Source organism: Ruminococcus sp., assembly GCF_019417665.1.
Lineage (GTDB): Bacteria > Bacillota > Clostridia > Oscillospirales > Ruminococcaceae > Ruminococcus_C.
This window is the reverse complement of sequence record NZ_DXUU01000024.1, coordinates 1-14,427: the sequence shown is the minus strand read 5'-3', so window position 1 is coordinate 14,427 and position 14,427 is coordinate 1. Positions and strand designations below refer to the sequence as shown.

Genomic DNA, 14,427 nt, shown 5'->3' with positions numbered 1-14,427 from the left:
GCCTTATGATAACAGTGACATCTGTCCTGTTCCCGGCAGATCTTTCGCCATGCCACCAGTGGCAGGAATGGTTTTTACACGATATTTTTTCAGCAGTTCCGCATCCTCTGCACTAAGAATACGTGCTTCGCACACCTGATGCTTTGCCTTAAGCGTCATGATCTGGACACCCTGGGTATCACGGGTAGTCTTGACAGCTACCAACGATACATCGAACTGCACTGCCCGATTTCCGTCAGTACGCATGAAGATCGCACAGGGTTCTTCTCCTGCCGGAATTTGCAGCACCTGCACCAGAGGAGACTTGGCACTGTATGCCTTTTGCAGCTTTTTCCGGTTGGTTTTTGTGGCATATGCCGACAAGGGCACACGTGCCGCCTTACCGTTTGCAAAGACAAAGAGGAGATCGCCGCTGTAATCCGCCGTTGCAACCATCTGCACCACAAATTCACCCTCGGAAAATCCCAGCTTTGCCGGCACATAATCACCCAGCACACTTGCCTTGGATTCGCTGAATTCGCTGGCACGTGTCTTATATACCTGCTGCTGGCTGGTAAAAAACAACAATTCGATCCGGTTTGTGGTTTCCAGATGACAGATCATGCGGTCATCCTCTTTCAGCTTCTGCTCACTGTTCATACGCAGAGATGCCGGCGTGATTTTTTTAAAGTAACCGCTCTCCGACAGGAACAGGTGTACCGGAAAGTCCGGTACTTCCTCTTCACCCTCTTCTTCCTGTATATCGGAAGCATAATAGAACAAGGTCTTTCGGGGCTGACCATATTTCTTCGCCGTTTCTTTCAGTTCCGCAATGATGATCTTTTTCATTCTCTTGGGATCTTTCAGTGTTTCCTCCAGCTCTGCGATATCCGCTTTCAGCTGGTCGGTCTCCTGAGTGCGTTTCAGGATATATTCCCGGTTCAGGTGGCGCAATTTGATCTCCGCTACATATTCCGCCTGGATCTCGTCAATGCCAAAACCGATCATCAGATTCGGCACAACGTTCGCTTCTTCCTCAGTTTCCCGGACGATACGGATCGCCTTGTCAATATCCAGCAGGATCTTCTCCAGACCCAACAACAAGTGCAGCTTTTCTTTCTTCTTGTTCAGATCGAACAGCAGACGGCGGCGGACGCATTCCAGCCGGAATGCCGTCCATTCCTCCAGAATTTCCCGAACACCCATGACCTTCGGCGAACCGCCCACCAAAATATTGAAGTTGCAGGAATAGCTGTCCTGAAGGGGCGTCATGCGGAACAGCTTCTGCATCACCTTTTCCGGATCGCTGCCCCGCTTCAGATCAATGGCGATCTTTAGACCGTCGATATCCGTTTCATCCCGGACATAGGAGACCTCACGCAGCTTTCCCTGCTTGATGCAGTCCACGATCTTGTCAATAATCGCTTCGATGGTAGTGCTGTAGGGAATTTCTGTTACTTCCAGACAGTTGTCCTGCTTGTTGTATGTCCATTTCGACCGTACCCGAACACTGCCTCGTCCGGTATCATAGATCTTTTGCAGCTCGTCCTCATCATAATACAGAAAACCGCCGCCGGGAAAGTCCGGCCCTTTTAATGTGGAAATAATATCGTGATCCGGGTTCTTGATCACAGCAATGGCTGTCTCGCACACTTCTGCCAGATTAAAGGGACAAACGCTGCTTGCCATGGAGACAGCAATACCCACGTTTGCATTGACCAGGACTGTGGGAAACGTGGTGGGAAACAGAGTGGGTTCCTGCATAGTATTATCATAGTTGGGTACAAAATCCACGGTGTCCTTGTCAATATCACGGAACAGTTCGTTGCAGATCGGCTCCAGCTTTACTTCTGTATAACGGGATGCCGCATATGCCATATCACGGGAATACGCCTTACCAAAATTCCCTTTAGACTGCACGTACGGATGCAGCAATGCCTCGTTACCTCGTGCCAGACGCACCATAGTCTCATAAATGGCACCGTCACCATGAGGATTCAGACGCATGGTCTGTCCCACCACATTGGCAGACTTTGTCAGGCCACCGGTGAGCAAATTCATTTTGTACATGGTGTACAGTAGCTTTCGATGCGACGGCTTGAAGCCGTCGATCTCCGGAAGGGCACGGGAAATGATTACGCTCATGGCATAGGGCATGTAGTTCTTTTCCAATGTATCCGTAATTTTTTCTTCTTCTACAATTCCGGCGCCTGCAATATAAGCATTCGGAATCGCAGACTTTTTCGGTTTTTCAGGCTGTTTTTTTCTTGCCATTGTTTATCCTTTCGTCACGTTAAGAAATATCTGCCAGTTCCAGATAATCGCTGCCGAACTCCGCAATGAAGTCTTTTCTGCCCTGGAGATTATCTCCCAGCAGCATATCGAACATGGCGGCTGTCTCCTCCACACCGGCAGCAGTCACCTGGATCAGGCGGCGTGTTTCCGGGTTCATGGTCGTCAGCGCCATCATATCCGCTTCGTTCTCACCAAGACCTTTCGACCGCTGGAGCGTATACCTCTCCCCTTCGATCTGCGCCAGGATCTCTGTCTTTTCCTTTTCTGTATAGGCGAAATACGTCCGCTTCTTGGTGGTGATCTCAAACAGCGGTGATTCCGCAATATAGACATAGCCCTTTTCAATGAGGGTAGGCGTCAGGCGGTAGAGCATCGTCAGAATCAGGGTACGGATCTGGAATCCGTCTACATCCGCATCGGTACAGATCACGATCTTATTCCAGCGCAGTCCGTCCAGATTAAAGGTAGCAAGGTCTTTGTTTGCCTTGGTATTGACCTCCACGCCGCAGCCCAGAAGCTTCATGATATCGGTGATAATATCGTTTTTAAAGATCTTATTATAATCCGCTTTCAGGCAGTTCAGAATCTTACCACGCACCGGAATGACCGCCTGGAACTCCGCATCCCGTGCCATTTTAACGGAACCCAGCGCAGAGTCACCCTCCACAATATACAGTTCCCGACGAGACAGATCCTTGCTGCGGCAATCCACAAATTTCGGGATCATATTGGTAACATCAATGGTGCCAGCAAGCTTCTTTTTCAGATTCAGTCGGGTTTTTTCCGCATTTTCCCGACTGCGCTTATTGATAAGCACCTGCGCTGTGATCTTTTCCGCTTCATCAGGATTCTCAATGAAGTAGATTTCCAGCTGATGCTTGAGAAAATCCGTCATAGCTTCGTAAATAAACTTATTGGTGATCGCCTTTTTGGTCTGGTTCTCATAGCTGGTCTGAGTGGAAAAACTAGAAGAAACCAGGATCAGGCTTGCTTCTACATCCTCAAATTTCAGCTTGGATTCATTTTTCAGATACTTGTTATTTTGCCGCAGGTAAGTATCGATCTGGGAAACAAACGCCTGCTTCACTGCCTTTTCCGGCGAGCCGCCGTGCTCCAGCCAGCTGGAATTATGATAATACTCAATCTTCTGGATCTGGTTGGAAAAGGTCAGTGCTACGCCCAGTTTTACTTTATAATCCGGCTTATCCGCACGGTCACGTCCTTCACGCTGACAGTTCCAATTTTGAATAGAAGTCAAAGTGTTCTCCCCAGCGATCTCCTGCACATAGTCGGCAATACCGTTCTCGTAGAGATACTGCCGTTCGGTAAATGTGCCGTCCGCTTCTTCCTTGCGGTAAATAAACAGCAGGTTAGGGTTCACCACTGCCTGCCGCCGCAGAGTATCGCAGTAATATTCATCGGAAATCTCGATCTCCGTAAATACATCCAGATCCGGCAGCCAACGTGTACGAGTGCCAGTCTGTTTCCTTTTCGTGGGCTTTTTCTCAAGGCCACCTACATTTTCGCCCTTTTCAAAGTGCAGATTATATTGATAACCGTCACGGATGATCTCTACATCCATATAGGCAGAGGCAAACTGAGTGGCGCAAAGTCCCAGGCCATTCAGTCCCAGAGAATAGGCGTAGTTGTCATCTCCGGCATCGTATTTGCCGCCGGCGTACAACTCACAATAAACCAATTCCCAGTTATAGCGATTTTCATTTTTGTTAAAATCCACAGGACAGCCCCGCCCAAAATCCTCGACTTCCACAGAATGGTCTCGATAACGGGTCACAATGATCTTACTTCCATACCCGGCACGTGCTTCATCAATGGAGTTAGAGATCACCTCAAAAATAGAGTGCGCACAGCCATCCGGACCGTCAGAGCCAAAAATAACACCCGGGCGTTTCCGCACCTTGTCCGGGCCTTTGAGCATGGTAATACTTTCGTTGTCATAGGTTGGTTTTTTTGCCATGTTTTCGTCCTTTCTCATGGAATGCACCTCCGTGCGGCATTCCGTCATTGCACAAACAAAAATATTATACCATCTCGGGCTGGAAAAATCAAGTGCCGGAGAAAAAGTTTGCTGGAAAAAGCAAGTGATGTTTGTTTCCCTGCATGGTGCGCCATTCGTTCTTTTTGTAAATGACTTTCGATTTTTAAGCAAACGCATGGTAATTTGTCATAGACTTTCAAAAAAACATTTGAAAATTAACTTGACAAAACAGGGCAGTTGTGCTATAATAAATAAGTCGGTTGACAGCCGTGACTACCTTGCGGGTGTAGTTCAATGGTAGAATTCCAGCCTTCCAAGCTGGTTACGTGGGTTCGATTCCCATCACCCGCTCCAACATGCGCCTTTAACTCAGCTGGATAGAGTAACTGCCTTCTAAGCAGTAAGCCACTGGTTCGAATCCAGTAAGGCGCGCCAAATCGTCCTGCTGAGGGACACCAATATGGTGGGTATAGCTTAGCCGGTTAAAGCGTCGGATTGTGGTCCCGAAGACCGAGAGTTCGAATCTCTCTATCCACCCCATATGTGAAAAAGCACTGTTTTGAAAGAACAGTGCTTTTTATTTTTTACATATATAAAAAGTGATGCGGGCGTTGTCCTCCTACAGCACGTCACACGTTTGTGACGGTTTGTAAGATACAGCGTCCGCATCGCACTGTTTCCACATCCTTATTGCAAATAAATAACAATCCCCTGCATTTTCGCCCCGACTTTACGCCAGATCTTTTTTGGCGAAAACCCGGCAAGAGATCTGATACATAACACCCCCCCAGATCAGCACAGCCGCTGGAACGCCTGCTAACAGTATTGCATACATTGCGGCAGAAAAACCATTCTCTTATTATAACACTCCACAATTTTATTGCGGTTAATTTTATGTCCGATTTTTACAATTTTCTTTGATATCAATTTCAGAAGAAGAATTACACTTAAAAAATCAAGTTGTTTATTTGAGATTGTTGACTATAAAGCTACTTTATGCTTTATAATATAACCACACGAGAGGAATAGCTGAAAAAAGATATCATTTTCCATTCAGACCGGTCAACAGAAAATGATATGATTTGCCGCTGTATCTCGTTAGTCCAAAAGCATTTCCGCAGTGCGGCAATGTGATTCTAATTCAAACGGTCAAGGACAAGGAGGAGTTTATTACGACAGCTTCACAGGCAATGGAAATATTGAGCAATCTGGAAGCTGCTGATAAGGTGACATATATCAGCAATTCGATCTTTATCTTTTTATGTGGCGTGTTGGTATTTAGCATGCAGGCAGGATTTGCGATGCTGGAAACCGGTATGACACGTTCCAAAAATACGTCAAACATCTGGCTGAAGAATCTAATGGATTTTTGTATAGGCGTTGCAGTTTATTTTCTATTTGGATTTGGTTTGCAGTACGGCAATGATTTTCACGGACTGTTCGGCACAACTGGATTTCTAAATCCGTTCAGTCGAGAGATGGGTATCTGGTCCAGTTGTGTAGATATGATGCTGAACCCGTATATTTATTTCTTCTTCCAGCTGGCATTCTGTGGCGCAACAGCAACAATTATTTCGGGTGCAGTTGCAGAACGGTTTAAGTTCAGTAGTTACCTGATCATTTCGATATGTATGACTGGTATTGCGTATCCGATTGCAAGCCATTGGATCTGGGGCGGCGGTTGGCTATCGCAGTTGGGCTTTGTAGACTTCGCCGGAACATTGGCAGTACATGGCATCGGTGGTATGGCTGCACTGGTATGTACCGCATTTGTTGGTCCGCGTATTAGCAAGTACAATAAGAATGGTTCCTCAAATGCCATCAAGGGACACAGCGAATCATTGTTTGGATTGGGTGCGATTTTCTTGTGGTTCGGCTGATATGGTTTCAATCCGGGCTCTGAGCTTGGGTTTGATGATGCAGCAGCATATGCGGCAATTACCTCTACCATTGCCGGTGGTGTCGGCGGTCTGGCAGGTTTGTTCTGTTCCTAGATTGTAGAGAAGAAACCCAATGTGGATGCTGCATATAATGGTATGTTGGCAGGTTTGGTTGCAATTTGTTCGACAGCAAACACACAGGCGCCGTGGTCAAGTGCGATTGTTGCAATTGTTGCAGCAGTAGTGATCTACTTTGCAGCACAGTCGGTAGACAAGAAGCTTCACATTGACGATGCATGTGGTGCAGGTTCCCTCCACTTTAGGCTTCAAGCAGTTCGGCGTACAGTTACTGGGTGAAGTTTGTGTATTTATTTTCGTAGTGGCTGTTATTTCTCTGGCGTGTGTTATCTTGAAGCATACGATTGGAATTCGAGTTTCAGATGAAGATCAGCTTTTGGGTATGGATATCAGTGAACATAATACCTATGCTTATGACTATCTGGAAGAAAATTATGAAGAAGCCACACATGAACATGAAAAAACTGTCGCTGTAAAGCCGGCAACAGTTTAATGTTTCATTTGACAATTCCAAAATCCATGATATAAGCAAAAGAAATTTCCCATCTGTGTCGAATTGATGCAGGTGGGAGGTTTCTTTTTTCGAAAGCAGGCAGAATTGATATTTCGCATTGCGAATAATCCAGTTTTACGCCAGATCCTTTTTGGCGAAAACCCGGCAAGAGATCTGATACATAACAAACTCCCAGATCAGCACAGCCACTGGAACGCCTACTAACAGTATCACATACACTGCGGCAGAAAAGCCATTCTCCGATGTTTTGCTCAAAGACGCAGACGAAAAAAAGCTTATCAAAGCAACACTGGCACCTACAGGCATAGCGAACAAAAGGGTCGCAATCAGTCGGGCACGCTCTGCTGTAAACTGAAACAGCAGGAGAACCGACAATCCGCCCAGAAATATAATTGCCCAGAAGCCAAGCCATGAAACCAAAAGAATCTCTTGCAGCATTGCCTCTGTCAGCTTCTGTATACACGCACTCGTGAGGAGCTTTGCCAGCAGCGGTACCCCAACGCCGAATATGGTCAGGCAACATTGCACAATAAATTTAGCCCCTACCAGTTCCTTTCGGGTCACCGGCATAGTCATACCGAAGCTGTTCCACTTCACCGCTTCGTCAAAGGTAAATGTTGTTATAATCTGCATACTGGCAACCAGTCCCCACATAATGACAAGAGACGCACCCATCCCCCCTAAGGCATCGACAAATCCAAAACAGATCAGCATAACCAACAGAAAGATTCCATTTTTCTTCAGATTATAAAAATCCTTTAACAGCAAGCCTTTCATGATACACGCTCCCCTTTCACATACAACACCATAATTTCATCTACTGTTGCCGCATCCACCACAGCGTCCCGATATTTCCGCTGTACAGCTGCCCGATCAGCAACCAGCACGTCATAGGCATAGTCCTTTTTCCGCCACGCCAAAATCTCCGACGGTTCCAGCGTTTCGAACAGTTCCTTTCCGCATCGCAGAATACCATACTGATAGATCAGTTCGTCCTTTGACTTGGAAAACAGTACCTTTCCCTCGTGGAGAAATGTCACATAATCTGCCACTTTTTCCAAATCACTGGTAATATGAGAAGATAAAAGAATAGCATGTTCTTCGTCCTGTACGAAATCCAGGAACAACTCCAATAGGTCATCCCGCACCACCGGATCCAATCCCCCGGTTGGCTCATCTAACAGCAACAGCTTCGGATGATGTGCAAATGCTATGGCGATGGAAAGCTTCATTTTCATGCCCCGGGACAAATCCTTGATCTTCTTTTTCGGCTCCAAAGCAAACTGTTGAAGCAATTCCTGATAATATGTATCATCCCATCGGGCATAAGATTTCCGGCAGATGTTCCCTGCCATTTCCACAGTCAGTTCTGGATAAAACGCAATATTGTCGAACACCACGCCGATATCCTCTTTCAGTGTTTTGCTATCCGTTGTAAGTGGTTCGCCGCAAAAGCGCACTTCCCCGGCATCCCGGTGGATAAGTCCTAGAATCGCCCGGATGGTAGTGCTTTTTCCTGCACCATTTTCTCCGATGAGTCCCATGATCGTACCCCCGGGAACGGAAAATGTTACATGGTCTAATGTAAATTTGTCGTAAGAACGAGTGAGTTCCTGTACTTCCAGCATCATTTTCATGTCATTCTTCCTCCTGATAAAACATGGTGAGCAGCTCCACCAGCTTGCTGAGCGAAATACCGCTGGTGCGTGCAATTTCTACTGCGGCAAGAAGGTGTTCCTCTGCTTGCCGCTGCTGCTCTTCCTGATAAAAGCTCTGATTCTGCGCTGCAACAAAACTGCCTCGTCCTACCGTGGTTTCAATAAAACCGTCCCGCTGCAACTCTTCATATGCACGCTGTACTGTAATCACGCTAACATGTAAAGACTTTGCCAGACTGCGCATGGATGGAATAGAATCGCCTGTTCGAAGCGTTCCGTTCATGATCTGCGCCTTGATCTGAGATGTGATCTGCTCATAAATAGGCTTGCTGGTATTGCTGCTGATGATGATTTCCACAAGGTACCTCCTTTCAATTTAAATTGTACTTATAGTACAAGTACATTATAGCATATACCAATACAATTGTCAAGGGGAATTTGAAAGTTTTTTCATCTTATATTTTCCACGATCCCATCTTGTCCAGCAACAATGCAAAATTGTGTTGCAATTTGGGTTGATCAATCAAAGAAGCTGCTGCATTTTTTGGTGGTGCAACAGTTCCATTGTGCGGTATTGCCATAGATTTTATGAACCAGGACATCCCTTCGGGCATATGATGCAATGAAAGGTGGTGAAGTATATGAAAGAGAAAAATACGAGTTGCGTTGAACTGAATATTTATGTGGAGTGTGACAAATGCTCTCACGGCGAATCTTGTGCCGCAGTTGAAACTACGGAGAATCACGAGGAAAACGAGACTTGTGTCAAGATCAACGTATTTGCTGAATGCGATAAGAAAAAGTGCAGATATGCATTATAAGCATCATATGATCATGATGTGATCGACTTTTCGTTGTGAAAAAGCCGTACAGCTTCAGGGAACCTGACTGTGCGGCTTTTCTGTTTCTTGCTGCTTTTTGCAGCTTCGTCAGGTTTGGCGCAAATTTTTTCACCCGCCCTTGACAAAACCGGTTGAAATATGCTATGATAAGGTTATAAAAAATGCGGAGAAGAGGAAGAGTAGTCGGATTCGTGTCGGTACAGAGAGACCCTGGCTGGTGAAAAGGGCGGCGGCATCCCGGTGAATACCCCTCAGAGCAGATCTCCTGAACTACTGTGCTTGCTGCACTGTATCATAGGGACATCCGGGCTGCGCCCGTTACAGCGTCTATGAGGTCGGCTTTTTCATAAAGCTGATAAATTGAGGTGGTACCACGGTGAATCGCATCGTCCTCTGGAACAAATTTCCGGGGACGATTTTTTGTTTCCCGGCAACGCACACAGAAAGAAGGAATTCATATGACAGTATTTGAAGAACTGAAACGCCGGGGCCTGATCGCACAGATGACCGACGAAAAAGAAATCGAAGAGCTGGTAAATGCCGGAAAGGCAACCTTTTACATCGGCTTCGATCCCACCGCAGACAGTCTCCATGTGGGACATTTTATGGCGTTGTGCCTTATGAAACGACTCCAGATGGCAGGTAATAAGCCGATCGTCCTGATCGGCGGCGGCACAGCAATGATCGGCGACCCTTCCGGCAAGACCGATATGCGCAAGATGATGACCAAGGAGACTATCCAACACAATGTGAACTGCTTCAAAAAACAGATGAGCCGGTTCATTGACTTCTCCGACAACAAGGCGATCATTGTCAACAACGGTGACTGGCTGCTGGATTTGAACTATGTGGATGTGCTCCGGGATGTGGGCGCTCATTTTAGTGTCAATCGAATGCTTTCTCACGAATGCTATAAGCAGCGCATGGAACGCGGTCTGACCTTCCTGGAATTCAACTATATGATCATGCAGAGCTATGATTTTTACAAGCTGTATCAGGATTATGGCTGCAATATGCAGTTCGGCGGCGATGATCAGTGGGCAAATATGCTGGGCGGCACAGAGCTGATCCGCCGGAAACTGGGAAAGGATGCCTATGCTATGACCATCACTCTGCTGCTCAATTCCGAGGGCAAGAAGATGGGTAAGACCGAAAAGGGTGCTGTATGGCTGGATCCGGAAAAAACCACGCCTTATGAGTTCTACCAGTACTGGCGGAACGTCTCCGATCAGGATGTCATCAAGTGCCTGAAGCTTCTCACCTTTGTTCCTATCGAACAGATCGAGGAAATAGAGCGTACCCTGGAGGGACAGCAGCTGAACCAGGCAAAGGAATTACTGGCATATGAACTGACGGAACTGGTACATGGTAAGGATGCGGCAGATCAGGCACAGGAAACGGCACGTGCTGTGTTCAGCGGCGCAGGTGCAGCGGAAAATATGCCCACCACGATTCTGAAACCGGAAGAACTGACTGACGGCGGCATTGGTATTTTGACACTTATGGTACGTGCCGGTCTGGCACCGTCCAACGGTGAGGCACGCCGGCTCGTACAGCAGGGTGGTGTTTCGGTAAATGACACCAAGATCACAGATCCCAAGTGCATCGTATACCCGGAGGCAGAAACCATTCTTCGCAAGGGGAAAAAGGTGTTCCATAAGATTGTTGTGGAAGCATAAATCATATGCCTCTCCAAAGGGGCTGTTGCAAGGACAATAAAATCCTGGTTAACGGGTCGATATGGGCATCGACCCCTACAAAACGTTACGCAATTCATGGCAATTTGTAGGGTGCGATGTCCACATCGCACCGCTTTCCTGTGAGATTTTGACTGTCAGCAGCAGTCCTTATTTGGTAAAAGCAAAGCGGTCGAACTATGGCATTTCTGCCAGGCTCGACCGTTTTTTCATAATATGGGACAAGACTTCGCTCACGCACGTGGCGATATTTTTTCAAAATAATTGAGATACTGTAGAGGAAAACTTTATTCACCTGCAATTTTTTAGATATTATTCAATGGGCGAACGCAGTTCGCCCCTACATTGCGTTTTGTCCATTTTGTAGGGATACGATAAGACAATAGAGAGAAAAATACATTGCGTGGTTTATCCCAACTCTTCCGCAAGGAATTCCTCAAAAGTCATGGTATTTCCGACAGACTGCATTGCGTAATATTTCAGCGTCAGATAGGCGTCGTTTGCAGTGACATCACCGCTTTTGTCCACATCGGCTGCATCCTTGGATACATTTTCCGGCGGTTCAGCACCTACGGATACTTTTGCATAATACATCAGCATCCAGTAGGCATCATTGGCGTCGATACTGCCGTTGTCATCTGCATCTCCCAGGGTGTAGGGTTTCCAGAACAACTGAATGCCACGAGTTACAGTGAGATCGCCGCTTTCTGAGACAACAGCGTCAGCGTCAGTTGCCTGGGATGGAGCGTCCAAGGTTTCTGAAAATGTGACATCATAGTTGTACCGAGTAATGCCTTTCACAGTGGTCTCAGTGGGGGCATCAGCGATCAGAAGCCCGTCTTCGCTGTAGATAGAACCTTCTGTGTCCGGTGCGCTGATCTCTACGGTGTAGGCAGAACTGTAAACGGATGTCAGCAAGGGAGAAGAATAAGTTGTCTCAAACTGAGACGGATCTAAGGGACACTCAGAATGATTTAAGAGAAACACATATTCTGTGACAGACTGACCCTCTTCTGGTGCCAGGTCTGTATCATAATAGGTCAGGGGTGCTTCGGCAGACTGTAAAGTAATGGTTACATGGATGGGATTATCATGGACTGTGACAGCGATTTGCCCTGTGATCTGGCTATCTGGCAGGGGTTTCAGAGAAACGTTTCCATTATCATCCTTTACTTCATAGTATAGAGCTTCGCTTTTAGGTAATATAATAGAATTCACTGTAGCAGTTTCCTCCGCAGAAACTGTCCAGGGTGTCAGCATAGCCGTTCCGCAGAGCAGCCCGGCGCTGCAAATTGCCAGCAATTTTTGAAGCATAGTGTTTCCTTCTTTCTCTTAATATGGCATGGTGAATTGCCCGACACGCCAAACGCCCCGTTCCATTACCAGTGTGAAGACATCTTCTTGGGTGGTCTGTTCTGTTTCGTCCGGAAACTGGTAAGTGGATACGACGGTGAATGTCAAAGTGTCCGCAGTGCTGCTTGTCAGGGCAATGACCTTAGAATCCAAGTAACTGATATCTGCGCCTCGGTCGCCGCAGAGACGGTAGAGCTTGTCATCTACTACCCGGAACTGCTCGTCCAGATCGCTCTCATGACCGGTCTGCGCAAAAACAGAATAGTATTCTGCGGTAGCTTCTTCCAGTGTGTCACAGCTTGTAACACGCTGCCAGCTATCGTCAATGACATCAGAAGTATCATAGGTGAAGCCGTCACTAGAGCAGAGATATGTATAATATGTGGCAGCAGCGGTGGTATAGATCTGCTGTGCCTCTTCGCACCACTCCTCAGCAGTCAGACCGGTGTCTCCGATGAGGGGGTTATCATCACTCTGTTCGCTGTCAGAGGAAACGGTACTATCTTCAAAGGAAGGCGTGTCTGTTTCCAAGATAGTGCCTTCTTCTGTGCCGCTGTTTTCTTCGTCGGTATCATTCTCGTTAACTGCGGCATCAACTTCCGCAATAGAGGATACGTCGGTAGTTTCTGTAACTTCAACTTCCATGTTAATGGACATTTGTTCGGCGTCTGAACCTGAAATATCTGTACAACCAGAGAGCGTTGTCGTCAGGACAAACGCAGCAAAGCAGGCTGCGATCAATGAATGTCTTTTACTCATAGTAGTATCTCCTTTCGCAAGGCAGTGGAATCAAAGAACTTATTCTGCAGTTTCGGGAAGGCGTTTGCCAGATGCCTTAACTTCTTCATTATAGCATATGCGCCTGCAAAAGACAATACTTTTTTCACATTTTTAGATGCCTAAATTTTTTGAATGTATCTAGCGAATTTAGTCGGGTACTTTTTTAATATAAGATATCTTCTGGAATACTGAGTCTTTAGTTTAGATCACACATTCCTTTTTTTTGATTTCATTGTTTATATTTTCCTTTTTTCGGTTTTTATGAATTCGAAGAAAAATAGTTGACAAGCTCTTTTCTTTGTGCTATAATAATACATGTTGAATCGCTCATTTCCAATTTCAAAAAATGAAAATGCTGTTATAGCTCAGTTGGTAGAGCACTTCCTTGGTAAGGAAGAGGTCACCAGTTCGAATCTGGTTAACAGCTCCAATGAAAAGCACGCAATTTCGGTACTATATCGAGGTTGCGTGTTTCTTTTTATCTTCTGAAAAATGCTGTTGAGGTTAGTCCACAATGCATTGCATTGATTGACCGCTTAGAGCAGGAAAAGCGGCTACAGCGGCGTGCGTTAGGCACATACTGGCACGATGGCGGCTGGCTGTTTACCCAGTGGAACGGGGAAATGATGAACCCTTGCACGCCTACAAAGCAATTTTCAAAGTTTCTGAAACGCCACGGATTTGAACACCGGAAATCCCACGCTTTACGGCATACATCGGCAACACTGTTATTATACGGCGGTGTCAGCTTGAAGCAGGTACAAGGACGGCTTGGGCATGGAGATATTGAAACCACGAATAAATACTTGCATTGTCTGGCAGAGGCAGACGAAGAAGCAGCTTGTGTATTGCAGGATAAGCTTTCTTGTAAAAAGAAAACAAGCCGATTCATCAAACACGCATAAAAAACCGTCACCGGATATATTCCAGTGGCGGTTTCTTGCTGTATTCTATTGTCTTTTGCATGGTGTTTTTGATGGCTTAGTGCCCTAATAGTAACCGCCACGGTACGTACTTCATAATCTTTCGGCGGCTTCTTGTCATGTGAAGATATCCACTTTCGGGGCTGTGATTCGTGGCAGGGTCACTCTATCGGTGTCTGTGGGGTTCTGTGTGATAAGTCCTTGTTTCATGGCGTGCTTGACTACAGCGCATAGAATGGCATATATCCGCTTCACAGTAGACGGGGATATCTTCGAGCCGTCCGGCTTTTCCAATGCAGCAAGTTGATTTACCCACGCCTGCACGTGCACCGGTTTCAATTCTGCTAAGGACACGCTGAACAAAAGCGATAATTGAAAAACCGCACCAATCATTATGACTACGAGTATAAAACAGCAATATTTTGGCTA

Annotated in this window: 12 protein-coding genes, 4 tRNA genes, 1 pseudogene and 1 other annotated feature; of the genes and pseudogenes, 9 read left to right on the top strand and 8 right to left on the bottom strand. The window is 46.4% G+C overall.

The window, feature by feature from the left end:
* Positions 1-3: 3 nt before the first annotated feature.
* A complete protein-coding gene (locus QZ375_RS07695; protein ID WP_295217577.1) occupies positions 4-2,253 on the bottom strand; it encodes a DNA topoisomerase (ATP-hydrolyzing) subunit A in 2,250 nt (749 codons plus the stop codon).
* A 19-nt stretch (positions 2,254-2,272) separates the two neighbouring features.
* On the bottom strand, positions 2,273-4,252 hold the full coding sequence (locus tag QZ375_RS07690) for a toprim domain-containing protein (protein WP_295217641.1): 1,980 nt from the start codon (positions 4,250-4,252) through the stop codon (positions 2,273-2,275).
* A 301-nt stretch (positions 4,253-4,553) separates the two neighbouring features.
* Here QZ375_RS07690 and QZ375_RS07685 point away from each other — a divergent pair.
* From QZ375_RS07685 to QZ375_RS07665, 5 genes and pseudogenes are all read left to right on the top strand, one after another.
* Positions 4,554-4,627, top strand: a tRNA-Gly gene (locus QZ375_RS07685).
* Between the two features lie 4 nt (positions 4,628-4,631).
* Positions 4,632-4,708: transfer RNA gene (locus QZ375_RS07680), tRNA-Arg, on the top strand.
* 28 nt (positions 4,709-4,736) lie between these two features.
* Positions 4,737-4,813 (top strand) — tRNA-His (locus QZ375_RS07675).
* Positions 4,814-5,463: 650 nt separating this feature from the next.
* Positions 5,464-6,510: pseudogene (locus QZ375_RS07670) on the top strand (ammonium transporter).
* A complete protein-coding gene (locus QZ375_RS07665; protein ID WP_295217639.1) occupies positions 6,446-6,724 on the top strand; it encodes a hypothetical protein in 279 nt (92 codons plus the stop codon). The pseudogene QZ375_RS07670 and the gene QZ375_RS07665 overlap by 65 nt, the downstream one beginning before the upstream one ends.
* Positions 6,725-6,859: 135 nt before the next feature.
* On the opposite strand, the gene QZ375_RS07660 is transcribed toward QZ375_RS07665, so the two are convergent.
* The 3 genes from QZ375_RS07660 to QZ375_RS07650 are packed head-to-tail and all read right to left on the bottom strand — an operon-like array spanning position 6,860 to position 8,761.
* Complete coding sequence (locus tag QZ375_RS07660; protein ID WP_295217575.1) at positions 6,860-7,522, bottom strand: ABC-2 transporter permease; 663 nt, start codon at positions 7,520-7,522, stop codon at positions 6,860-6,862.
* Positions 7,519-8,382, bottom strand: coding sequence for an ABC transporter ATP-binding protein (locus tag QZ375_RS07655; RefSeq protein WP_295217573.1), 864 nt, complete (start codon positions 8,380-8,382; stop codon positions 7,519-7,521). Before QZ375_RS07655 ends, QZ375_RS07660 begins: the two co-directional genes overlap by 4 nt.
* Position 8,383: 1 nt before the next feature.
* A complete protein-coding gene (locus QZ375_RS07650; protein WP_295217571.1) occupies positions 8,384-8,761 on the bottom strand; it encodes a GntR family transcriptional regulator in 378 nt (125 codons plus the stop codon).
* Between the two features lie 283 nt (positions 8,762-9,044).
* Between QZ375_RS07650 and QZ375_RS07645 the strand changes: the two genes are divergently transcribed.
* On the top strand, positions 9,045-9,224 hold the full coding sequence (locus tag QZ375_RS07645; RefSeq protein ID WP_295217569.1) for a hypothetical protein: 180 nt from the start codon (positions 9,045-9,047) through the stop codon (positions 9,222-9,224).
* Positions 9,225-9,402: 178 nt separating this feature from the next.
* Positions 9,403-9,642, top strand: a binding site (T-box leader).
* Positions 9,643-9,703: 61 nt separating this feature from the next.
* Complete coding sequence (gene tyrS / locus QZ375_RS07640; protein WP_295217567.1) at positions 9,704-10,924, top strand: tyrosine--tRNA ligase; 1,221 nt, start codon at positions 9,704-9,706, stop codon at positions 10,922-10,924.
* A gap of 426 nt (positions 10,925-11,350) precedes the next feature.
* Here the strand turns inward: tyrS and QZ375_RS07635 are convergent, their stop codons facing one another.
* Positions 11,351-12,256, bottom strand: coding sequence for a dockerin type I domain-containing protein (locus tag QZ375_RS07635; RefSeq protein WP_295217566.1), 906 nt, complete (start codon positions 12,254-12,256; stop codon positions 11,351-11,353).
* A gap of 18 nt (positions 12,257-12,274) precedes the next feature.
* A complete protein-coding gene (locus tag QZ375_RS07630) occupies positions 12,275-13,054 on the bottom strand; it encodes a hypothetical protein (RefSeq protein ID WP_295217563.1) in 780 nt (259 codons plus the stop codon).
* Between the two features lie 375 nt (positions 13,055-13,429).
* Here QZ375_RS07630 and QZ375_RS07625 point away from each other — a divergent pair.
* Both QZ375_RS07625 and QZ375_RS07620 read left to right on the top strand, forming a co-directional pair.
* Positions 13,430-13,505 (top strand) — tRNA-Thr (locus tag QZ375_RS07625).
* Positions 13,506-13,599: 94 nt separating this feature from the next.
* On the top strand, positions 13,600-13,980 hold the full coding sequence (locus QZ375_RS07620; protein ID WP_295217561.1) for a tyrosine-type recombinase/integrase: 381 nt from the start codon (positions 13,600-13,602) through the stop codon (positions 13,978-13,980).
* Positions 13,981-14,115: 135 nt separating this feature from the next.
* Here the strand turns inward: QZ375_RS07620 and QZ375_RS07615 are convergent, their stop codons facing one another.
* Positions 14,116-14,337, bottom strand: coding sequence for a hypothetical protein (locus QZ375_RS07615; RefSeq protein ID WP_295217559.1), 222 nt, complete (start codon positions 14,335-14,337; stop codon positions 14,116-14,118).
* Positions 14,338-14,427 lie beyond the last annotated feature (90 nt).

Coding starts and splice junctions, on each gene's coding strand:
- QZ375_RS07665 (WP_295217639.1), top strand. CDS start 6,446: ATGCATGTGGTGCAGGTTCCCTCCACTTTAGGCTTCAAGCAGTTCGGC.
- QZ375_RS07660 (WP_295217575.1), bottom strand. CDS start 7,522: ATGAAAGGCTTGCTGTTAAAGGATTTTTATAATCTGAAGAAAAATGGA.
- QZ375_RS07690 (WP_295217641.1), bottom strand. CDS start 4,252: ATGGCAAAAAAACCAACCTATGACAACGAAAGTATTACCATGCTCAAA.
- QZ375_RS07695 (WP_295217577.1), bottom strand. CDS start 2,253: ATGGCAAGAAAAAAACAGCCTGAAAAACCGAAAAAGTCTGCGATTCCG.
- tyrS (WP_295217567.1), top strand. CDS start 9,704: ATGACAGTATTTGAAGAACTGAAACGCCGGGGCCTGATCGCACAGATG.
- QZ375_RS07645 (WP_295217569.1), top strand. CDS start 9,045: ATGAAAGAGAAAAATACGAGTTGCGTTGAACTGAATATTTATGTGGAG.
- QZ375_RS07630 (WP_295217563.1), bottom strand. CDS start 13,054: ATGAGTAAAAGACATTCATTGATCGCAGCCTGCTTTGCTGCGTTTGTC.
- QZ375_RS07635 (WP_295217566.1), bottom strand. CDS start 12,256: ATGCTTCAAAAATTGCTGGCAATTTGCAGCGCCGGGCTGCTCTGCGGA.
- QZ375_RS07655 (WP_295217573.1), bottom strand. CDS start 8,382: ATGAAAATGATGCTGGAAGTACAGGAACTCACTCGTTCTTACGACAAA.